The sequence below is a fragment of the Mucilaginibacter yixingensis genome (assembly GCF_041080815.1).
GTDB classification, from domain to species: domain Bacteria; phylum Bacteroidota; class Bacteroidia; order Sphingobacteriales; family Sphingobacteriaceae; genus Mucilaginibacter; species Mucilaginibacter yixingensis.
Genome location: NZ_CP160205.1, coordinates 2,612,168 through 2,633,365 on the forward strand (window position 1 = coordinate 2,612,168; position 21,198 = coordinate 2,633,365).

18 protein-coding genes and 2 tRNA genes are annotated in these 21,198 nt (G+C 45.1%); 9 read left to right on the forward strand and 11 right to left on the reverse strand.

Annotation, left to right across the window (positions count from 1 at the left end):
- Positions 1-106: 106 nt before the first annotated feature.
- The 4 genes from trpA to trpD all read right to left on the reverse strand — a co-directional run bounded on the left by trpA (position 107) and on the right by trpD (position 3,764).
- Complete coding sequence (gene trpA / locus ABZR88_RS10660) at positions 107-880, reverse strand: tryptophan synthase subunit alpha (protein WP_107828961.1); 774 nt, start codon at positions 878-880, stop codon at positions 107-109.
- A gap of 90 nt (positions 881-970) precedes the next feature.
- A complete protein-coding gene (gene trpB, locus ABZR88_RS10665; protein ID WP_107828962.1) occupies positions 971-2,152 on the reverse strand; it encodes a tryptophan synthase subunit beta in 1,182 nt (393 codons plus the stop codon).
- A 2-nt stretch (positions 2,153-2,154) separates the two neighbouring features.
- Positions 2,155-2,775: a phosphoribosylanthranilate isomerase gene (locus tag ABZR88_RS10670; protein ID WP_107828963.1), complete on the reverse strand. Its 621-nt coding sequence runs from the start codon at positions 2,773-2,775 to the stop codon at positions 2,155-2,157.
- Positions 2,775-3,764, reverse strand: a complete 990-nt coding sequence (gene trpD / locus ABZR88_RS10675) for an anthranilate phosphoribosyltransferase (RefSeq protein ID WP_107828964.1) — start codon at positions 3,762-3,764, stop codon at positions 2,775-2,777. The genes ABZR88_RS10670 and trpD overlap by 1 nt, the downstream gene beginning before the upstream one ends.
- 316 nt (positions 3,765-4,080) lie before the next feature.
- Between trpD and ABZR88_RS10680 the strand changes: the two genes are divergently transcribed.
- Entirely contained in the window at positions 4,081-5,040 is a 960-nt protein-coding gene (locus ABZR88_RS10680) for an ion channel (protein ID WP_107828965.1), read from the forward strand.
- Between the two features lie 109 nt (positions 5,041-5,149).
- On the opposite strand, the gene ABZR88_RS10685 is transcribed toward ABZR88_RS10680, so the two are convergent.
- From ABZR88_RS10685 to recR, 3 genes are all read right to left on the reverse strand, one after another.
- A complete protein-coding gene (locus tag ABZR88_RS10685; RefSeq protein ID WP_107828966.1) occupies positions 5,150-5,968 on the reverse strand; it encodes an SDR family oxidoreductase in 819 nt (272 codons plus the stop codon).
- Positions 5,955-6,794, reverse strand: coding sequence for a glycosyltransferase family 2 protein (locus tag ABZR88_RS10690; protein WP_107828967.1), 840 nt, complete (start codon positions 6,792-6,794; stop codon positions 5,955-5,957). Before ABZR88_RS10690 ends, ABZR88_RS10685 begins: the two co-directional genes overlap by 14 nt.
- A 142-nt stretch (positions 6,795-6,936) precedes the next feature.
- Complete coding sequence (recR, locus tag ABZR88_RS10695; RefSeq protein ID WP_107828968.1) at positions 6,937-7,554, reverse strand: recombination mediator RecR; 618 nt, start codon at positions 7,552-7,554, stop codon at positions 6,937-6,939.
- Positions 7,555-7,716: 162 nt separating this feature from the next.
- Between recR and ABZR88_RS10700 the strand changes: the two genes are divergently transcribed.
- On the forward strand, positions 7,717-9,198 hold the full coding sequence (locus ABZR88_RS10700; RefSeq protein ID WP_107828969.1) for a sodium:solute symporter: 1,482 nt from the start codon (positions 7,717-7,719) through the stop codon (positions 9,196-9,198).
- Positions 9,199-9,354: 156 nt separating this feature from the next.
- The gene (locus ABZR88_RS10705) at positions 9,355-10,062 is read left to right on the forward strand and encodes a TIGR00730 family Rossman fold protein (protein WP_107828970.1); all 708 of its coding nucleotides are present in this window, start codon (positions 9,355-9,357) and stop codon (positions 10,060-10,062) included.
- A gap of 72 nt (positions 10,063-10,134) precedes the next feature.
- Here the strand turns inward: ABZR88_RS10705 and ABZR88_RS10710 are convergent, their stop codons facing one another.
- A complete protein-coding gene (locus ABZR88_RS10710; RefSeq protein ID WP_107828971.1) occupies positions 10,135-12,072 on the reverse strand; it encodes a TlpA disulfide reductase family protein in 1,938 nt (645 codons plus the stop codon).
- A 175-nt stretch (positions 12,073-12,247) separates the two neighbouring features.
- Between ABZR88_RS10710 and ABZR88_RS10715 the strand changes: the two genes are divergently transcribed.
- Positions 12,248-13,525 carry a TCR/Tet family MFS transporter gene (locus ABZR88_RS10715; protein WP_107828972.1) on the forward strand — a complete coding sequence of 426 codons (1,278 nt, stop codon included), beginning with the start codon at positions 12,248-12,250 and terminating at the stop codon, positions 13,523-13,525.
- Between the two features lie 7 nt (positions 13,526-13,532).
- A complete protein-coding gene (locus tag ABZR88_RS10720) occupies positions 13,533-14,777 on the forward strand; it encodes a TCR/Tet family MFS transporter (protein WP_107828973.1) in 1,245 nt (414 codons plus the stop codon).
- 13 nt (positions 14,778-14,790) lie between these two features.
- Here ABZR88_RS10720 and ABZR88_RS10725 read toward each other — a convergent pair whose 3' ends face one another.
- Both ABZR88_RS10725 and ABZR88_RS10730 read right to left on the reverse strand, forming a co-directional pair.
- Positions 14,791-15,387 (reverse strand): DUF502 domain-containing protein, encoded by a 597-nt coding sequence (locus ABZR88_RS10725; RefSeq protein WP_107828974.1) that lies wholly within the window; start codon positions 15,385-15,387, stop codon positions 14,791-14,793.
- Positions 15,388-15,497: 110 nt separating this feature from the next.
- Positions 15,498-17,954, reverse strand: coding sequence for a bifunctional UDP-N-acetylmuramoyl-tripeptide:D-alanyl-D-alanine ligase/alanine racemase (locus tag ABZR88_RS10730; RefSeq protein ID WP_107828975.1), 2,457 nt, complete (start codon positions 17,952-17,954; stop codon positions 15,498-15,500).
- Between the two features lie 57 nt (positions 17,955-18,011).
- On the opposite strand from ABZR88_RS10730, the gene ABZR88_RS10735 reads away from it, so the two are divergent.
- The 3 genes from ABZR88_RS10735 (at position 18,012) to ABZR88_RS10745 (ending at position 18,771) form a co-directional block, all read left to right on the forward strand.
- Positions 18,012-18,494, forward strand: a complete 483-nt coding sequence (locus tag ABZR88_RS10735) for a regulatory protein RecX (RefSeq protein WP_107828976.1) — start codon at positions 18,012-18,014, stop codon at positions 18,492-18,494.
- Positions 18,495-18,563: 69 nt separating this feature from the next.
- Positions 18,564-18,636: transfer RNA gene (locus ABZR88_RS10740), tRNA-Gly, on the forward strand.
- A gap of 49 nt (positions 18,637-18,685) precedes the next feature.
- Positions 18,686-18,771, forward strand: a tRNA-Leu gene (locus ABZR88_RS10745).
- Here the strand turns inward: ABZR88_RS10745 and ABZR88_RS10750 are convergent.
- On the reverse strand, positions 18,765-19,625 hold the full coding sequence (locus ABZR88_RS10750) for a hypothetical protein (RefSeq protein WP_369434722.1): 861 nt from the start codon (positions 19,623-19,625) through the stop codon (positions 18,765-18,767). The two genes, ABZR88_RS10745 and ABZR88_RS10750, sit on opposite strands and share 7 nt — an antisense overlap.
- Positions 19,626-19,654: 29 nt before the next feature.
- Here ABZR88_RS10750 and istA point away from each other — a divergent pair, with 29 nt between their 5' ends.
- Positions 19,655-21,184, forward strand: coding sequence for an IS21 family transposase (gene istA, locus ABZR88_RS10755; RefSeq protein WP_369434689.1), 1,530 nt, complete (start codon positions 19,655-19,657; stop codon positions 21,182-21,184).
- The last annotated feature ends 14 nt before the right edge of the window (positions 21,185-21,198 follow it).

The window sequence follows — 21,198 nt, forward strand, 5'->3', positions numbered from 1 at the left end:
GTATCGATTTATTTTGATACCACAAAGTTGCACCGGGCGGCGCACAAAAATCTTAATTAAGATTAAGAAATGAGGTGACCCGGATTTGAGCCACCTCTAATATTATTTAGCCTTTAATGTTTTGTATAAACTCAGGGATGCCCGCCATATAATCTTCGCGACTGCCCAGGTATTTTACAAATGCACTGCCTACAATAGCGCCATTAGCATACTCGCAAGCTTTACTGTAGGTTTTGTTGCTATTGATACCAAAACCGATAACAATTGGATTCTTCAACTCCATCGCCTTAACGCGCTGGTAATAACCTTCAATAGAATCTGATACATTAAGGCTGCCACCGGTAATAGATGAAGATGATAGCAGGTAAATAAAACTATTGCTCAGGCTATCAATCTTACGGATACGCTCTGCTGATGTTTGCGGCGTTACCAGAAAAATATTGCTCAGACCGTATTTCTCAAACACCGGCTTGTACATTGATTCATACTCATACATCGGCAAATCAGGTACAATCACGCCATCTACACCCACTTCGGCAGCGGTTTGACAAAAGCGTTCTACACCATATTGCACCATCGGGTTAACGTAACCCATCAGCAAAATTGGAATGCTCACACGTTTGCGCAAATCTTTCAGTTGCTCAAACAACAGCTTCAACGTCATGCCGCTATCCAGCGCTTTTTGCGAGCTCTCCTGAATGGTAGGCCCATCAGCTACAGGGTCTGAGTACGGGAAGCCAATCTCCAGGAAATCCACGCCGTTTCTCTCCAGTGTTTCGGCAATATCTACGGTACAGTTAAGATCAGGGTAACCGGCTGTAAAGTAAATAGACAGCAGGTCTTTATTTTTCTTTGCGAAAAGTTGGTTTAGACGATTCATTGTAAGTAGGTCTGAACCAGGGTTAAACAAATTTTCAAGATTCTCAGGATTCCAATCTTGAAAATCCTATAAATCCGTTTAATCCAGGTTCTAATATTTAAAATATTTAATATAAGTATCCAGGTCTTTATCTCCCCTGCCCGACAGGCAGATCACTACGTTATCATCTTTCTTAAACTGCATTTTTTCCAGGTAGGCAAATGCGTGTGCGCTTTCTATCGCCGGGATAATACCCTCTGTTTGCGATAGCAACAAACCAGCCTGCAGCGCCTCATCATCGGTAATGCTTACATACTGCGCACGTTTTGCTTTATACAAATGCGCATGCTGCGGACCAATACCTGGGTAGTCCAGACCGGCTGAGATAGAATATGGCTCAACTACTTGCCCATCCTCTGTCTGCATCAAAATAGTACGACTACCATGCAACACACCTTCTTTACCTAGTGATGTTGTGGCAGCAGAGTGACCGCTATCCACCCCTTTGCCTGCAGCTTCTACAGCAATCAGTTTTACGGCTTCATCATCAAGAAAATGGTAGAACATACCCATGGCATTGCTGCCGCCACCTACACAGGCCAGCACATAATCGGGCAGCTCCTTGCCGGTTTGCTCCAGCAACTGATTTTTTGTTTCTTCTGAGATGATAGATTGGAAACGAGCCACCATTTCAGGATATGGATACGGGCCAACTACCGAGCCGATGATGTAATGCGTATCAACCGGGTTATTGATCCAGTCGCGCATGGCCTCGTTGGTTGCATCTTTCAGGGTTTTGCTGCCTGATGTAGCTGGTACAACCTTGGCGCCCAGCATCTTCATGCGGGCAACGTTTGGCGCCTGGCGCTGAATATCAATCTCGCCCATATACACCACACATTCAATACCTTTCAAGGCACAAACGGTAGCGGTAGCTACGCCGTGCTGACCAGCACCAGTCTCGGCAATAATGCGTTTTTTGCCAAGGCGTTCGGCTAACAAGATCTGGCCGATAGCGTTGTTGATTTTGTGCGAACCGGTATGGTTCAGATCCTCACGTTTCAGGAAAATGTTAGCGCCATATTTTTCTGAATACCTTTTGGCATAATACAGCGGCGAAGGCCGGCCCACGTAATCTTTCAGCAAACGATTAAACTCGGCTTTAAAACCTTCATCGTTCAGGATGTTTAAATATTGCTGGCGCAGCTCTTCCACATTTGGGTAAAGCATTTCTGGAATGTAGGCTCCGCCAAAATCGCCGTAGTAGCCTTGTTCGTTAACTCCGTATCTCATTTTTATTCTTGTTTCAGCAGCTCAAAAGCCTGCTTCAATTTTTCTATACTTTTTAGTCCGGGCGCAATTTCAAACCTGCTATTCAGGTCTATACCATAAAAGGCCGGGTGGTTGATTTTCTTTACTTCCTCCAGGTTTTCTAAACTCAGGCCGCCACTTAAAAAGAAGGGCACATTCAGTTTATAATCATTCAGCACATCCCAATTAAAGATCTGCCCAGAACCACCATGTTTAGGTGTTTTGGTATCAAACAGAAAGTAATCAACCTTACCCTCATAAGGTTTCAGGCGATTGAAATCAAACTGCTCGTCTAACCCAAAGGCTTTCAATACCTGCACCTCCCCTTTCAATCCACCGCAGAACTCCGGGCTTTCATTACCATGTAGCTGTACAGCTTCAAACCCGAACTGCTTGACGATGGCACGAATGATATCGGCATTTTCGTTCACAAACACCGCTGTTTTTATGATGTTTGCCGGAAGATTCTTTAAAGTTTCTTCAGACAAGCGGTATACATACCGCGGCGATTGCGCATACCAGATAAAACCCAGATAGTCAGGTTTCAGCGCAGCTACGGCCTCAATGTTGCCGTCTTCCCGTAAACCGCAAACTTTAATTTTCATTAGTTGGCTATCAATTTTGTAAAGCTCATCAGTGCGCGTTTGCTCATTAGTGCCTCTTCTGCATCGTAAAAGCAATCGGCAAAGGTTTTTTCCGGTTTAATGGTGCGAATGGCCAGAGCCGCGTTACACAACACCACGTTGTTTTGCGCGCTGGTACCATCGCCATTCAACACACTTTTAAATATCTGTGCAGATTCTGCCACGGTGTGCCCACCGGCAATATCAGCAGGATTAAGTGGCTCAAAACCCAGTTTATCAATATTATTGATCTGCTCGCCAGCGGCAGAAAATGTTTTAAAATCGCCGGTGAGTGATACCTCGTCATAGCCATCCAAAGCGTTAACAATGGTATACTTTACGTCTGATTTTTGGTAAAGATACGCATACAATCGCGCCAATTCCAGATTATAAACGCCTGCCATCTGATTATTCGGTCTGGCCGGATTTACCAGCGGCCCCAGCATATTAAAGAAGGTTTTAACCCCCAGCTCGCGGCGGATAGGCGCTACAGTTTTCATAGCCGGATGGAACAGCGGTGCATGCAGGAAGCAGATATTGGCCTCATCCACATTCCGGCGTAGTGTATCTACATCATTATGAAACTGGTAACCCAGATACTCCATCACATTTGATGAACCACAACCGGATGACACGCCGTAATTGCCGTGCTTGGTTACTTTATAACCTGCACCCGCTACCACAAAAGACGCCAGGGTTGAGATGTTAAATGTATCTTTACCATCGCCACCCGTACCGCAAAGATCAATCAGATCATCAGCCTCAATTTTAACCGGCACGCATAGCTCCACCATCGCGTCGCGGAAGCCTTCTAACTCGTCAACCGTAATACTGCGCATGCAATAGGCCGTCATAAAAGCCGCCATTTGCGAGTTGTTGTATTGGCCCTGCGCAATATTGGTCAGTATCTCTTTTGACTGCGCGTGCGAGAACGTTTTATGTTCAAATAAGTGGTTGAGTATTGCTTTCATAAGAATCAGGATTTAACGAATTTTTAGGATTTACCAGATCTTCCTTTACTCCGCTTACCTATTTTATTAATATTCTATGTTTTATAATTCGAACCAGCATCTTATAAATCCTAAAAATTCGTTAAATCCTGGTTTAAAAAAAAAGGTCGCCTTACGGCAACCCTTTTTTATATTTTATATAAACAAACACAGGGATTGCCTTACGATCTCTCGTTCAGCCACCACCATTTGTTGTTTAATACTGTCATTTTTTAAATGTGCAGCAAATATGTAAATTGTTTTTTCCAAAAGCAAGCAGATTAAATAAATTTACGCCATGCCTATCCACAAGCGCAAATTTAACCCCGAAGACGATCTTGGTTTCGGCCAGCAACCGGTAATGAAAAACCAGCCCTTGCTTAACCGGGATGGTTCCACCAACGTAAAACGGATGGGGCACAGCATTTTTAGTACTACTGACACCTATCATGACCTGATTACCATGAGTTGGGGACGTTTTTGGGTAGTGGTACTCAGTGGCTACTTCGTCATCAACATTGCTTTTGCATTTATTTACCTCATAGCCGGCATTCAAAACCTTGACGGTGCTGAGGGCAAGAATTTTTTTGAACATTTCTCTAATGCATTCTTTTTTTCGGCTCAAACTATGTCGACCGTGGGTTATGGACATATCAGTCCGAAGGGATTGACTACTAACAGTATTGCCGCGCTGGAGTCTATGCTCGGCTTACTTTGTTTTGCCTTAGCTACCGGCCTGCTTTACGGGCGTTTTTCGCGACCGTCGGCCAAGTTAGTTTACAGCAAGAATATACTGATTGCCCCTTACCGTGAACATAGCCGGGGCATTATGTTCAGACTGGCCAATAAGCGAAAGAATTTATTGATAGATCTGGTTGTCGAGGTGATTTTCTCCTACAACGAAATGGTTAACGGAAAGCCCATCCGCCGGTTTATTCCTCTGGAGTTGGAACGCCGCCACGTGAGCCTGCTGACCATGAGCTGGACCATCGTTCATCCGCTGGATGATGCCAGTCCGCTGCGCGACCTAACGCATGATGAGTTTATTAAAAGCGAAGCCAGTTTCAGCATCCTGCTCAAAGCGTTTGACGATACTTTCTCGCAAACGGTCCATTCACGCGCCGCCTATATGCCTAATGATATTGTTTGGGATGCCCGGTTTAAGCCAGCTTTTGACCGCGACGATGAGGGCAGAATTATTCTGGACTTAGGGAAGATTCATGATTATGAAGAACATACCCTTCCGAGCTTTAAATAATAGCCATGTCATGCTGAGCTTGTCGAAGCACTAACAAACTATTTGTGGGCCATCGCGCGCCCTTCGACGATGCTCAGGATGACACCCTACGCTTCTTTCAAATGGACGATTACTTCAGCAAGGGATCTTTCTCTTTAGCAAAAACGTTATAAACCAGCTTATCCAGCACCGCAGGAATAAACTTGCTCAGCGCTACGGTAAGTTTGCCCTGGCCGGTCATGATGAGGGTGCGTGAGCGATTCTCTACGCCGTATACAATGCGTTTTGCAACCTCTTCGGCAGTCATCATTTTTTCTTCTTCCATGCTGCTTTCACCTTGCTGATTGCCGCTTTTGTTAAGCGCTGTGTTACGGATATTGGACGCAGTAAAACCAGGACAAGCCGTCATCACATGTACGCCGGTTTTGAGGTTTTCTACGCGTAGAGAGTCAAGGAAACCATTCATGGCAAATTTTGAGGCCGAGTAACCGGTGCGGCCCGGCAGGCCTTTATAACCGGCGATGGACGATACGCCCACAATACTGCCTTTATTTTTCAGAATCTCTGGATAAGCATGTTTAGTGCAATACACCATGCCCCAAAAATTCACATCCATGAGTGTTTTTAGAACGTTTAGATCTAAATCTTTATTAAATAATGCGCGCATGCTTATGCCGGCGTTGTTCACCAGCACATCAATGCGTCCAAAAGTTGCTACAGCTTGTTTAATTAAAGCTACACAGTCGTCCTCTTTACTCACATCGCACTGTACAGCAAGCGCCTTAACACCGTGCTGCTTTTCTAGCTGTTCGGTCAGCTCGCAAAGGGTTACGTACTGACGTGCTCCCAATACTACCGAGGCACCGCGCGATGCAAATTCAAAGGCTAAAGCTTTACCAATGCCCGATGAGGCGCCGGTAATGACAACAATCTTGTTATTCAATTTCATAAAGAGACGGGTAAGGCTGCTCCAGTCCTTTTAATTTGATGCTGAGCTTGGGCGCCTTAAACATATATTTACCGGCGAAGATAAACATCGCCCCGTAATAATGCCTGATGTAGGCCCAGCTATATTTACGGATGCTCTGCTCTTTAAAATGTATAATATATGTTTTGGGGAAGTAGTAATTCTTATACCCTGCCTGGCGGATACGACATGACAGATCAATATCTGCCCCGTAAATAAAGAAACGCTCATCAAGGTAACCGGTAATTTTTAATACCGATCTGCGCAGCAGCATAAAGGTACCGCTCAGAATGTCAACCTCGGTTGTTTCAAACTCATCTGTCCAATAAGTGTGGTTTCTGTCATATAAACGCGATTTTGACAACATACGGTACAAACCGGTCAGCTTGAAGAAGGTTGTCCAGTGCTGCGGCAAACCTCGTTTTGATTCAGGCTGAAAATCACCGCGCGGGCTAATCATCCGTACCCCAACACCGCCTGCATCTTCATGATGCTCCATAAACTCTATGGATTTGCAAAGCGTATCTTTCTTGGTGATGGTATCCGGATCAAGCAGCAACACATACTCTCCCTTTGCTTTAGCCAAACCCTGGTTGCTGGCTTTAGCAAAGCCCACGTTCTTAGTATTGGCAATAACAATCACATCGGGATGATCACGCTCAATCATCTTTACCGAGCGATCTTCCGATGCATTATCTACCACAATAATTTCATGATCTATACCCACACAGGCAGACTTTACTGAGTTCACTGCCTGACGCAGCAATACGCACACGTTGTAATTTACAATGATGACAGACAGTTTCATGCAGGCGGATGTTTAGTTGGTGAATGTTTAAGTTGATAACGTGCAGTAACAACACAATGCTACACTTAGACTGAGATTTATACCAAAGGTTATGCCACGGATAAATTTTTTTTTCACCGGCAAATTTGCCATAATAACTGGCTTACCTGGACAGCGTACCCTCATAAGGTACACGCGTGGCAATAGAGCGCCCCAAGGTAATCTCATCCACATACTCTAACTCGCCGCCAAAGGAAATGCCGCGGGCGATGGTGGTAATAGTAATTGGTTGATCTTTCAAACGTTTATGCAGGTAGAAAATAGTGGTATCTCCCTCCATAGTAGCGCTCAGGGCGAAAAGTACTTCCCGCACTTCGCCTGTTTTTACGCGCTCTACTAATGAGTCTACAGAAAGATCGGCCGGACCAATGCCATCCATCGGCGAGATCAATCCGCCCAACACATGGTAAACGCCGTTGTACTGACTGGTATTTTCAATAGCCATTACATCGCGGGTGTCTTCTACCACGCAGATCAGGCCTTTATCGCGCTTGTGCGATGCGCAGATCTCGCACACCTGGCTATCAGATATATTGTGGCAAACGCTGCAATGCTGTATCTCATTACGCAGCTTGGTAATAGCTGCGCCAAAACGCTCCACATCGGCCTTATCCTGATTAAGCAGGTGTAATACCAAACGTAAAGCAGTTTTTTGTCCTACCCCGGGCAACCTCGAAAACTCGGTTACCGCATTCTCCAGCAGCTTTGATGAAAAGTTCATTGTACGAAGATAGTGAGAAAGTCGGGGTATTTAATCACGGAGGATACGAGTTATTGCACAGAGATCGCAGAGATTTACTTCTAAATCTCGTTGCCTCTGCGAAACTCTTTGCGCCCTCCGTGGTTAAATAAAATATTTTAAATTGCCGAAAAATAAACGCCTATGCCTCCCGGTATTCTATTGTCCTTCATCATTGGTTACTTTTTGGTGCTCATCATTATCTCATGGCTTACCTCGCGCAAGTCGTCTGATAACGATACGTTCTTTGTGGCCAACCGTAATTCTAAATGGTACCTGGTGGCCTTCGGAATGATTGGCACGGCTTTGAGCGGCGTTACCTTCATATCTGTACCGGGCAAGGTAAATACAGATAGTTTTGCCTACTTCCAGTTTATCCTGGGCAATGCCGCTGGCTTTATCATTATTGCAACGGTGCTATTGCCGTTATACTACCGCATGAAGCTGACTTCTATTTACAGCTATATTGAACACGCGCTGGGCACCTGGAGTTACAAAACAGCAGCAGCTATATTTTTAGTGAGCCGCACCATCGGGTCATCCTTTAGATTGTACCTGGTTGTTATTGTTTTACAACGATTTATATTTGATAGCTATCATATTCCTTTTGCTGTAACGGTTATTATTTGTCTGGCATTGATCTGGTCGTATACCTTCAAAGGCGGGCTGAAAACCATTATTATTACCGATAGCTTGCAGACGTTTTTTCTGGTTAGTTCAGTGTTCCTTTCTATCTTTTTCATTTGCCGCAGCCTCCATATGAGCATCTTTGAGGCGGCCGATGCCATTAAGAACAGCAGCTATTCCAAGATCTTCTTCTTCACTGATTTTATGAGCAGCAAGCTGCATTTTACCAAGGAGTTTCTGGGCGGCTTGTTTATTACCGTGGGTATGACTGGGCTTGATCAGGATTTGATGCAGAAGAACCTGAGCTTGAGCAACATTAAAGAGGCACAGAAAAACATGTTCAGCTTTACGGGTGTGTTTGTGGTGATTAATATCTTCTTCCTTAGCGTGGGCGCCTTGCTTTACCTGTATGCCGCCAAGTACGGCATTAAGGTTGATAAGAGCGATTACCTCTACCCTACCATCGCCCTTAATTACCTGGGCACGGTGCCGGCCATTGTATTTATGCTGGGCTTAACAGCTGCTACCTTTGCTACGACGGATTCTGCGCTGACAGCCTTGACCACCTCCTTCTGCGTTGATTTTTTAGGTTTCAACAAAAAGCAAGACATCAACAGCAAAAAAATGGTGAATACGCGCCATTACGTACACATTGCCTTTTCCGGACTGATGCTTTTGACCATTATACTCTTCAATGCCGTTAACAATGATGCTGTAGTTGGCGCTATCTTCACGGTGGCCTCTTACACCTACGGGCCGCTGCTGGGCTTGTATAGCTTTGGGTTGTTTGTAAAATCGCGGCAGGTGAATGATAAACTGACGCCCGTGGTTTGCGTGGCAGCCCCGGCTATCTGTTATTTTCTTAACCTGCACTCGGCCACGCTTTTGGGTGGATATACCTTTAGTAATGAGATCATTATTATCAACGGATTAATCACCTTCATTGGGCTGTTATTGTTCTCAAAACCATCTCGCCGGGAGCAACTGGCCAAAGCATAAAATATTTAACAGACAATAAACTTAATTTTTCTGCAGAATTTATATTTTGCCAACGTCCCGGATTATTTTGCGCTCCGGGCATCATTTTAAACAAACAAAGAAACATCTTCCCGGCGTTCGGCTTTTCGTACCGTCGGACTAAACAAAACAAACTATATGACTGGCGATGAAAAAATAAGACGTGCGTTTGAGAATAAAGACTGGCAAGAAATTAAGGTGTCAGACTCGTGGCAGATATTTAAAATTATGGCCGAATTTGTAGACGGCTTTGAAAAATTGGCCAAAATTGGTCCCTGCGTTTCTGTATTCGGTTCTGCACGTACGCATAACGATAACCCCTACTACAAACTTTCTGAAGAGTGTGGCCGATTGCTTACCGAGCACGGTTACGGTGTAATTTCCGGCGGTGGCCCAGGTATAATGGAGGCGGCCAACAAAGGTGCCTATGAGGCCGGCGGTAAATCTGTTGGTCTGAATATCGAGCTGCCCTTTGAGCAGTTCCACAACAAATACATCGATCGTGACAAATTGCTGGAGTTTGACTATTTCTTTGTGCGCAAGGTAATGTTTATGAAATACTCTCAGGGCTTCATCGTTCTGCCCGGTGGTTTCGGTACCATGGATGAATCTTTCGAGGCAATTACCCTTATTCAAACCGGCAAAATCGCCCGCTTCCCTATTGTATTTGTGGGTATTGATTACTGGAAAGGCCTGTTTGATTGGGTGGAAGAGAAAATGCTGCAACAAGAGCACAACATTAGTCCGGATGATTTGAACCTGTACCGTGTGGTTGATACTGCCGAAGACGCCGTGGCCCACATCTTCAAGTTCTACGACAAGTATGTATTGAAACCAAACTTTTAACGCTGGTTTCGTTATAAAACAGAAAGGCCCGGGAAACTTCCCGGGCCTTTTCGTTTTTAATAAGCAAAAACTCTATTCCTCTCCTGCTTTATTATCGGTTTTAACATCTGTCTGCATAGCAATATCAATCATAGCCGATACCTCATCTAAAATACCTTTATCGCTGCCCGCAAAACCTACATGTTTAAAACGGATATTGCCATTACCGTCTATTATAAACTTGGTTGGAATACCGTTAACTCCGTAAGCACTTACTACTTTAGATTGACGGCCATCTTCGCCTTTCTCATCCAGCAATACATGGAAAGGATATTTGGTTTGTGCTATAAAATCTTTAACACCGTCAATATAGTTTTCGGCATGCTCCCAGGTATCAATAAAAACAAACTTCACATTAGGATTATCTTTGAACTTATTAACAGCCATCTGCATACCGGGGAACGATGATTTGCATGGCCCGCACCAGGTGGCCCAAAAATCTACTATCACCACTTTGCCTTTCATATCTGCCAGCGATACCGTTTTACCATCCAGATCTTTCAGTGTAAATCCAGGAGCTGGCTGCTTCATCATTTCTTTACTTAAGCTGGCCCGCAGCTTGATATCAGTAGCGTTTTTAAAGCCTGCATAATAATCATCAAAGCCTGCATCAGACCCTTTAGTTTTAACGTAAGCTATTTTCAGATCTTTATCCATCTTTGCCGTAGCAGCCCCTCGTTTAAGTATGATTTCTATTGTTGCTAACACTTCCTGATATTTATTCAGCCCCATTAAAATATCTACATAGGTTTCTACTATTTGAATGTTGCCTTTATTTTTCTCATAAACAGGTTGGTCATAATTATAGGCTTCCAGGTATTTACCTTGTTTGATTAGGATATAAGCGTAACTATCAGCATACGTACCGTAAACCCCCTCCACGTAGTGCTTTGTATCTTTGGGTGTTTTAAACGGACGAGGCGCCGGGTTATCTACATCTTTCTGTGCAAGGTCTAAAGCCAGCTTACATATCCTGGCATCAAGTTCAAGATCCTTCCCTTGCTTGGCGTTATCATAGGCAAAGTTGTTAAAAAAGCCGGCCAGGGTTGCTTTGTTATTGATAGCGGCATAAACGCGCTCAAAATCACCCAACTTACCGCCGTTCAGATAAGCTTTGGCCGTTTGACCGCGCCAGTAATCTACCATAGATAGTTTTGCTGATAAATCATCCGGGAAGCTTTTGGCAAAATCATCAATCAAAAGTTCCTTTTTTGCCAGATCTTTTTCCTGATCAATTGCTGCAGCCTTTTTGCCTTTTACAGAAAGGTTAGCCAGCATCTTGGTTTTTAGGATACTGGCCAAAGAATCTACCTGTGCTTTTTTCTGCTGACGCATAAATATGCTCATGGCTACCTGCATCTGCTTTTCATCACCGCTTTTTGCCATCTCATTAACAAGGGCATCTGCTTTGGCCTTATATTGATCGTTGCCGGAGGTAGATAGTGCCATTATATAATTTGATGAAAACTCAGCTTTGCTTTGCGGGTACAGTTCAAACTCCTTTTCATAGAGTTTGATGGCTTCGGGGATATTAGACGATTTGATGCCTGAATATGCGGACAGGCTGCTGGAACACCAAAGTGCCTTTGCACCGTAAGCGCCCTCCACAGGCTTACCATTCTCATAAATAAAATAAAAATAGCCCTGACTGTTATTATCATCAATTTTGCCCGCAGCGAAGCTTAAAAAGAATGCCTTGGCTGTGGACGGAATATTTAGCGAACCTTTGACCCCATTACCGTCAGCCGTTAAAACTACGTCGTCTGCCGGGCTGTCTTTAAAATCCATATAATAAACAGCAGCTTCTACTTTCTTTTTCCCGGCCAGTATAGTTCCATCTGGGTTATAAGTAAAGCCGACCGTTGAGCCTGCTGAAGGCTGATCGGCCGATAATTTTAGATGTTCATTTTGAGCATGAACGGTTTTTGCCATTAGAAATGGCAAGATGAGTAATAAGGTTATCTTCTTCATAACTAAAATTTTAGTCAAGTTAAAATCTTTTCATTACATAAGCAAGTATGCAACGCTCTTTTTAAGGATAAACACTTTTTTAAGAGGCAGTTACCCTACGTTTACACCAACGCATTAAACAGTGATCTAACTAGCCATCAACCAGCAGAACAAAAAATATGCGTATTTTGCGGGCATGGATCAACCTGCGAAAGTTAATGGCCAGAAGGCCATGGGCTTTATTTTTGCCACGCTGTTAATTGATGTAATGGGTCTGGCTATCATTATCCCGGTAGTACCCGGACTGATAGAACAACTTATCCACGGCGATGTAAGCACGGCTACCCGTTACAGCGGTTGGCTTACCGGTTGCTACGCCATTATGCAGTTTATCTTCTCGCCCATCATTGGTAATCTGAGCGATAGATACGGTCGCAGACCTGTGTTGCTATGCTCGCTATTAGGGTTCAGTGTCGATTATTTCTTTTCGGCCTTTGCCCCTACCATTGGCTGGTTGTTTATCGGCCGTATTGTAGCAGGCATTACCGGTGCCAGCTTTACCACCGCCTCAGCCTACATATCAGACGTTAGTACGCCCGAAAAAAAGGCTGCCAACTTTGGTCTGATTGGTGTGGCTTTTGGCTTAGGCTTTATTATCGGTCCGGTTATTGGCGGCTTTTTAGGCAAGTATAATATTCATTATCCTTTTATTGGTGCAGGTGCATTGGCACTAATCAATGCTGTTTACGGCTACTTTGCCTTGCCAGAATCATTAGACCAAGCGCACCGCCGCAAGTTTGACTGGAAACGCGCCAACCCTGTGGGCACGCTTAAGCAGCTCACTAAATACAAAAGCGTTATGGGACTGGCCATATCATTGTTCCTCATCTATTTCGCAGCACAAGCGGTTCAAAGTGTATGGACATTCTATACCATCAAGAAATTTGGCTGGAATACAGATTGGCAAGGCTACTCGCTAGGCGTTGTGGGGCTGCTTACGGCGATGGTGCAAGGCGGTCTCATCAGGGTAACTTTGCCCAAATTAGGACATGAGCGTAGCATCTGGATGGGCTTATTATTATACAGCCTCGGTCTCCTGCTGTTTGCTTTTGCCAGCAAAGGCTGGATGATGTTCATCTTTCTGATCCCTTATTGTCTGGGTGGCATTGCGGGCCCCGCACTCCAGGGCTATATGAGTAACAACGTACCACCAAATGCACAGGGCGAGTTGCAAGGAGGACTGACCAGCATGATGAGTTTAAGCTCCATATTTGGTCCGCTGGCTATGACTAACGCTTTCTATTATTTTACCAATAAAAATGCACCGGTACAATTTCCGGGAGCGCCGTATATTATTGGGGCATTATTAATGCTAACCAGCGCACTGCTGGCCGTGCGCAATTTTAAGAAAAGTATGACCGATAAAGCCGACGCCAAAGATAATGGCAACGATATTGCTGTAGTTTCACATTAAAAGCCTAATGGAAACCATCACACCTATCGATCTAAAACCTCCCAAACAGTCTGCCGCGCTGGGGTTTATCTTTGTTACGCTTTTTATTGATGTGCTGGGCCTGGGCATTATCATCCCGGTAATACCCAAACTGCTGGAGCAACTGGGCCACTTTGGCAACGCCGTAGCCTCTGAATATAATGGTTGGCTTACTTTCATCTATGCCTCCATGCAGTTTGTGTTCTCGCCGCTGCTGGGTAATTTGAGTGATCGTTTTGGGCGGCGACCGGTATTATTGATCTCGCTGTTTGGTTTCAGCATCGATTACCTGTTTATGGCCTTCGCTCCGTCTATCTTTTGGCTGTTTGTGGGCCGTACTATTGCCGGCATCACGGGCGCTACCATGGCTACGGGTACTGCCTATATTGCCGACGTAAGCACAGGCGATAAACGCTCTGCCAACTTCGGGTTAGTGGGTGCAGCGTCAGGCCTGGGCTTTATTATCGGTATTTCTGCCGGGGCTTTTCTAGGCGATATGAATATTAAGTTTCCGTTTATTGCCGCCGCTGCTGCTGCGTTAATCAATGCTTTATGGGGATTTTTTGTGCTGCCTGAATCACTGGACGCCGAGCACCGCCGCCCTTTTGAGTGGAAACGCGCGCTGCCCTGGGGCACCATGAAAAGCCTTGGTAAATACAAACAATTTGCTGGGTTAGCTTTAGCCTTTACCCTGGTTTATATCGCTCAAAAAGCGATTGAATATCAGCTATCTTTCTACGTTTATGAGAAGTTTAACTGGAGCATGACCAGCGTAGGGATTCTCGGCTTTTTTATCGGCATATTGCTGGTAGGTATACAAGGTGGATTGATCCGGATCATCATTCCGCGCTGGGGTATGAAACGAACGGTAATCAGCGGATTGATATTCTATTTCAGCGGATTATTGCTAATGGCTTTTGCCGCCCGCGGATGGCAGGTTTATGCCTTTATGATTCCTTACTGTTTGGGTGGTATCTCGGGCCCTGCACTACAGGGTTTTATCAGCAGCAAATTTGCCAAGAATGAGCAAGGCGAATTGCAGGGCGGCCTTACACTATTATCAAGCATCAGCTTAATACTTGGTCCGTTGTTGATGGGTTATATCTTTAAATTCTTTACCCAGCACAATGCTTCATCGGTTTACTTCCCGGGTTCGCCTTATATTTTCGGTGCTCTGCTGATGTTGATCAGCATTGTCCTGGTGATACGAAGTTTTAGGAAAGAAGGACTTTAAGACGCTGCATTTTTTAATGCTCGATACCGCTCACCCCGCCTGAAATAACAAACTTCATGGCATCGGCAGCACTCATGTGCAACGGCTGAACCTTATCTGAAGACACGATAACAACCTGACCTGCAAAAGAGTATGAATAAGGGAAATAAATAGCTACGTGACCGGGCAACTCAATTTTAGACAGATCTTTTTGAGTTAAAAAACCTATTTTTTTCAAGCCGAACTCATTTACCTCAACCAATACGGGCTCGTTAAACTTCTTCTCCTCGCCTACAAAAGCTTCAGTTAGATCTTTGATAGAAGAATACAGGAATTTAAACAACGGCAAACGCCCCAGCCATCGGTTAAACCAGCGCTTGATCGGGTCTGTCACTACGTTAGTGATGATGATACCAGCGATCATAATTACCACCAATACCGTAAGGATGCCCAGGCCTGGTATATAAATGGCTTTACCATTTTTGCCTACCAGGATGTAATCGCTCAAGTTCAGCGTTTTATCCAACCCGGCAACAGCCCAGTAAATAAGCAGCATAGCTACCCCAACCGGCACGACAAAAAGCAGTCCGCGGATAAAGTAATTGAGTAAAGCCCTGAAGATCCTTCTCATGGTAAGCAATGCGTATTTATACGACAAAAGTAGCGTTCTGGTTTAAAATAAGGCGGATTTGGCAGGAGGTTTTTTACAACCCAGCGTTTGCTGATCACACCCACAGATACCTACTCATAAAAGTACACCCGCTTCACCCTTTGAGAAATATTGGTCAATATCTCGTATGGTATCGTGCCTATCTGCCGGGCTAACTCTTCAATGCGCAGCTCATCGTTAAAGACTATCACTTCGTCGCCCTCCTTTACGTCAATCTCGCTCACATCAATCATACACATATCCATGGCAATGTTGCCCACGGTTTTTACCAGGCGGCCTTTTACCAGCATACAGCCTATGCCGTTACCAAAGGCACGCAGATAGCCATCGGCATAACCAATGCGTACGGTTGCAATACGGCCACCTTTGCTCAGGCTGCCGTTACGGTTGTAGCCGATGGTTTCACCGGCTTTAACATGTTTTACTTGTGAGATACTGGTTTTAAGCGTTGCAATGGGTTGCAGGGCGTTTGGATCTGTCACAGCCGCATCAATACCGTACAAGCCAATGCCTATGCGCACCATATCAAAATGAGCGACCGGCCAGCGGGTAACACCAGAGGTATTGGCAATGTGCCTGATGAACTGATATTTCAGCGTCTCTTCAATTTGCTTGCAGGCTTTTTCAAAGCGCTGGATCTGCTTCATGGTAAACGCATCGTGCTGCTCGGCATCACTGGCCACCAGGTGCGAGAGTACGGATACTACTTTTATCAGCTGATTTTGTTCCAGGATCTCACACAAACTTTCTACCTCACTAGTCTCAAAACCAAGGCGGTGCATGCCGGTGTCAATCTTAATGTGTACCGGGTAATTTACTATATCATTCTGCTGCAAATACTTTAAGAAATGATCCAGCAAACCAAAGCTATAAATCTCAGGCTGAAGATGGTATTCTACCAATTTATCAAACGCCGCAGGCTCTGGGTTCAATACCATCAGCGGCAGCGTAATACCAGCCTGACGCAAGGCTATTCCCTCATCAATATAAGCCACAGCCAGGTAATCAACCTTGTGATATTGCAGAATGTTAGCTACCTCAAAGGTGCCGCTACCGTAAGAAAAAGCCTTTACCATGGCCATCATCTTTACACCCGGTTTCAACAACGACTTATAGAAATTAAGGTTATTGAGTAACGCGTTCAGGTTAATCTCCATCACCGTCTCATGCGCCTTTTGCACCAGTGCGTGACTGATCTTCTCGAACTCAAAATTACGGGCGCCTTTCAGCAGCACAGTCTCCTCGTTAAACTGAAGTTCGTTAAAGTGAGCGAGCAGATCGTGGGTATCATGAAAGAAACGCTTTTCAGGCACGTTAAACAAATCTGCCTGCTTAGCCAGAGCCTCGCCCACACCGATAAACCTTGATACCCGGTTGCCCAACATCACCGATACCTGCCGGTAAAGCTCTTCATCACGCAAACCAGATTGAAAAATATCTGAAAGAATCAGGGTTTTCTTACTATGCTGATTTTGCTGATCGAGGAAGTTCAGCGCAATCTCCAGCGATTGAATATCTGAATTATAAGAATCGTCAATTATGGAGCATTCATTAATACCATTTTTTAACTCCAGGCGCATACTTACGGGCACCAGACGCTCCAGGCGGTTGTCAATTACTTCCGGCTCATAACCCATAGCCAACATGGTAGCCCAGCAAATAATTGCGTTTTCTACCGATGCCTGATCAAGGAACGGAATCAGCGCCTCTATCTCCCGCCCGTTGTAATGTGCACGCAAATAATAATTTTTGGATATGATGGTTTCGCTGAACACATGTAAATCAGCCTCGCGGAAACTCCGGCTCCAGGTAAACAATTGCAGGTGCTCTAACTGGCTTTTATAGCCCACCAACTCATCATAATAGCCAATGAGCTGCTTGCAATGTTTAAACAATTTAAGCTTCTCCTGCACTTTTTCTGTACGATTGGCAAAGCCTTCATCGTGTGCTGAACCAATGTGCGTCAACACACCAATATCCGGCCGGATAATCTGTTCCAACCGCTCCATCTCGTTCACGGTAGAAATACCGGCCTCAAATATCCCGAGGTTATGTTCTGCCCCTATTTTCCAAACAGACAAGGGCACACCAATTTGCGAGTTATAGCTTTTGGGGCTGCGTACGATGCTCTTTTCTGGCACCATCAGCTGGTAAAGCCACTCCTTAACAATGGTTTTACCGTTGCTACCGGTAACGCCTATCACCTGCAGATCAAACTGTTGACGATGGTGGGCTGCAAGTTGTTGTAAAGCTTTCAGCACATCCCCCACCACCAGGTAATTAGCATTAATGAGCGGCGATGACGGTTTATGGCTTACCACAAAATTGCGTACACCTGCCTCATAAGCTTCTAAAATAAACTCGTGACCGTCCCGACGGTTACTCAACGCGAAGAACAATCCCTCTGCGGCGTTGCTAATGCGACGACTATCAGTAAGCAGTGTGGTGATGGCGCCATCAGTCACAATCAGCTCTTCTGCATGAAGGATCTGAGCGATGGACCTGATGGTATACGAGGTAGAAAGCATTTTGCGAATTTGCTAATATTTGTATCATAACACGAATTTTTAACGAATTTTGGTTTGATGGACACCACCCCAACCCGCAAAGTAAGCACCGAAACCGAAGGCCTTGCCAAAGCCGAACATTACTGCGCCTACCAGGAACGCGCCCAACAGGAAGTGCGCGACAAGCTCTATGAATGGGGACTATGGCCGGATGCCGTAGAGAACATTATTTGCAAGCTCATTGAAACCAATTTTTTAAACGAAGAACGCTTTGCTGCAGCCTACGCCCAGGGCAAGTTTAATCAGAAAGCCTGGGGCCGTAATAAAATAAAACAAGGATTAAAATTTAAACGTGTCTCTGAAAAACTTATCAAAAAAGCGTTGCAAAAAATTGATGGCGACGATTACTTACAGACGCTAACCCGGATTTTAGAGAAAAAAGCAGCCCTAATGAAAGAAAAAGACGAGTTTAAACGACATTACAAGTTAAAACAGTATGCTATGAGTCGCGGATACGAGAGTGACCTGATTGCTGACGTTTTGAAAACCAGCGAGATATAAAAAACTTAGAAATTTTTGCAGAAAAAACTTGCATAGTACCCGTTTCTGCCTATATTTGCACTCCGCAATGCGAAAGTAGCTCAGTTGGTAGAGCACAACCTTGCCAAGGTTGGGGTCGCGAGTTCGAATCTCGTCTTTCGCTCTAATCCCTTCTTAACAGAAGGGATTTATTTTTAAAAGGTTAATCACCTGCCTAGGTGGTGGAACTGGTAGACACGCAGGACTTAAAATCCTGTTCGCCTTACAGCGAGTGCGGGTTCGATTCCCGCCCTAGGTACATGATGGGAATGACTCCCAAATATGATTGGCCTCCTCGATATCGAGGAGGCCTTTTTCTTTGGCTTTCAATGAGTTATGAACAAACACCGAACTAATGGAGGGTGTTCTAAATGGTCCACCGGAGTAGGTCAATTTATGTTTGAACACCCCTCGAATTAATAGCTGACGATCATCGTTTGTAGAAATACTATAGATGCCTTTAAGATTTGTTAGCTGATCCATATAGCTTTCCAATTCAGCAAATTTTCGCGCATTGCCCGTCTTCTGATTTTCATTGAGATTGTGTTGGATGATTGATTTTTCATGCGAGAATTTAGATAGCCACTTCTTGTAAGTCTGCCCATCAATCTCATCTTTCATCAATCTATTTTCCAATTTCTCAATTTTCTCATTGATGTCATTTAACTGCTTTTTACGGGTAGTAATGTCGGCCTGTTTTGAACTCTTCTCTCCGTTCAAATAGGCTTCAGTTATCCCGGTTAATTGACTGACTTGCTTTTTCGTAAAACTCAGACAACACAGCAATTCTTCAAACTGCTCATGAAGCTTATCGCCTGAAAAATTCTTTTCCGTGTGGTGAATGCATCTATAGTACAAATAATACTTTTTTTTTCCCTTGGAAAAACCAGCTGTCATGTGTTGGCCGCACCAACATTTTAATACGCCCCGAAGCGGAAATTCTTCTTTAGATTGTGTTTTTGAATGGAGAATTCGCTGATATTGACCACCTGATTTCGGCGCAAACTGACCACCGATTCCGCGGGAAAGTGACCACCTGATTTCGGAGGAAACTGACCACCCCGAACGAGCCACATATGCTGTAGAAGCAGGCCTATTTTTGAGGTTTAACAACTTCACTAATGGCCAACACTACGATAAGCATGAGTAAGATAAGACAGATCCTCAGGATGTACAGCCAGGGCCGCAGCAAGCTATCGATAGCGGCCCAGACCGGCGTGTCACGCAATACCGCAAAGAAGTACCTTATTGCGTTCGATGCCAGCGGCTTTACGTTCGAGGAAATCAATACCCTTAATGATAAGGAGCTGGAGGACTTCTTTGGCAAAAGCAGTGAACGTCCCCCGGACAAGCGAATGGTGGCCCTGCAACGCTGTTTCCCGCAGATAGATAAAGAGTTAAAGCGTGTCGGTATGAACCGCCGCATCCTGTGGGAAGCTTATATCAAAGAGTTCCCTGACGGGTTCAAGTACACCCAATTCTGCTTTTATTACAACCAGTGGAAAGCCCGCGTGAACCCCACGATGCACCTGGATCATAAAGCCGGTGATAAGCTGTATGTGGACTTTGCCGGTGAAAAGCTAAGCATAGCGGACAAGGATACCGGTGAGGTCATCGAGGCCGAGGTGTTCGTTGCTATCCTTGGCGCCAGCCAACTAACTTACGTAGAAGCTGTGCTGAGCCAGCAGAAAGAAGACTTTATAGCAGCCTGTGAGAATGCCCTGCACTTTTATGGCGGCGTACCTGCCGCCATCGTTCCCGACAACCTGAAGGCTGCCGTTACCAAGAGTAACCGCTATGAGCCAACGCTGAACGAGACCTTTGCTGACTTTGCCGACCATTACGGAACGACCATCTTACCAGCGAGGGCGTACCGCCCTCGTGACAAAGCACTGGTAGAAGGAGCCGTTAAGATCGTTTACAGCCGTATCTACGCACCTGTTCGCAAAGAGGCCTATCATACCCTTGCAGAACTGAATATCGCGATCAAGGTCGCTTTAGAAGCACATAACAGCCAGCCGCTGAAAGGCCGCAATTACAGCAGAAAGCTCCAGTTCGAGGAGATAGAACGCCAGGCACTCTCGCCATTACCGGCATTACGTTATGAGTTCAAACGGCAGCACCAGGCCACTGTAATGAAGAACGGACATGTTTGTCTGGGTATCGACAAACACTACTACAGCGTACCGTACCGCTTTATCGGCAGGAAGGTCAAACTGCTGTATTCCCGCACCAACGTAGAAGTCTACTACCACTATGAACGCATCGCCATGCACAGGCGCATCAAAAGCCCTTACAGCTACACAACGGATAAAGATCACCTGGCTTCGACACACCGCTTTATGACCGAATGGACACCCGATAAGTTCCTGGAATGGGCAGCATCCATTCACGAGGATGTGAGGCTTTACATCCTGAAGATACTGGACCGAAAGCAACATCCGGAACAAGCTTACCGCTCCTGTATCGGTATCCTCAGCCTGGCGCGCAAGGCAGGTAACGAAAGGCTGGCCAGCGCTTGCAGGCGTGCGCTCGGCTATGGCGTGTACAACTACAAGACCATACAGCAGATACTGGAGAACAAGATGGACAGCTACGAGGAAAGCTTATTTGCTGACGAGCTGCCTATGCCCAGCCATGACAATATCCGGGGAGAGAACTACTATAAATAACCATTAATGAACAG

Coding starts and splice junctions, on each gene's coding strand:
- trpA (WP_107828961.1), bottom strand. CDS start 880: ATGAATCGTCTAAACCAACTTTTCGCAAAGAAAAATAAAGACCTGCTG.
- trpB (WP_107828962.1), bottom strand. CDS start 2,152: ATGAGATACGGAGTTAACGAACAAGGCTACTACGGCGATTTTGGCGGA.
- ABZR88_RS10670 (WP_107828963.1), bottom strand. CDS start 2,775: ATGAAAATTAAAGTTTGCGGTTTACGGGAAGACGGCAACATTGAGGCC.
- trpD (WP_107828964.1), bottom strand. CDS start 3,764: ATGAAAGCAATACTCAACCACTTATTTGAACATAAAACGTTCTCGCAC.
- ABZR88_RS10680 (WP_107828965.1), top strand. CDS start 4,081: ATGCCTATCCACAAGCGCAAATTTAACCCCGAAGACGATCTTGGTTTC.
- ABZR88_RS10685 (WP_107828966.1), bottom strand. CDS start 5,968: ATGAAATTGAATAACAAGATTGTTGTCATTACCGGCGCCTCATCGGGC.
- ABZR88_RS10690 (WP_107828967.1), bottom strand. CDS start 6,794: ATGAAACTGTCTGTCATCATTGTAAATTACAACGTGTGCGTATTGCTG.
- recR (WP_107828968.1), bottom strand. CDS start 7,554: ATGAACTTTTCATCAAAGCTGCTGGAGAATGCGGTAACCGAGTTTTCG.
- ABZR88_RS10700 (WP_107828969.1), top strand. CDS start 7,717: ATGCCTCCCGGTATTCTATTGTCCTTCATCATTGGTTACTTTTTGGTG.
- ABZR88_RS10705 (WP_107828970.1), top strand. CDS start 9,355: ATGACTGGCGATGAAAAAATAAGACGTGCGTTTGAGAATAAAGACTGG.
- ABZR88_RS10710 (WP_107828971.1), bottom strand. CDS start 12,072: ATGAAGAAGATAACCTTATTACTCATCTTGCCATTTCTAATGGCAAAA.
- ABZR88_RS10715 (WP_107828972.1), top strand. CDS start 12,248: ATGGATCAACCTGCGAAAGTTAATGGCCAGAAGGCCATGGGCTTTATT.
- ABZR88_RS10720 (WP_107828973.1), top strand. CDS start 13,533: ATGGAAACCATCACACCTATCGATCTAAAACCTCCCAAACAGTCTGCC.
- ABZR88_RS10725 (WP_107828974.1), bottom strand. CDS start 15,387: ATGAGAAGGATCTTCAGGGCTTTACTCAATTACTTTATCCGCGGACTG.
- ABZR88_RS10730 (WP_107828975.1), bottom strand. CDS start 17,954: ATGCTTTCTACCTCGTATACCATCAGGTCCATCGCTCAGATCCTTCAT.
- ABZR88_RS10735 (WP_107828976.1), top strand. CDS start 18,012: ATGGACACCACCCCAACCCGCAAAGTAAGCACCGAAACCGAAGGCCTT.
- istA (WP_369434689.1), top strand. CDS start 19,655: ATGAGTAAGATAAGACAGATCCTCAGGATGTACAGCCAGGGCCGCAGC.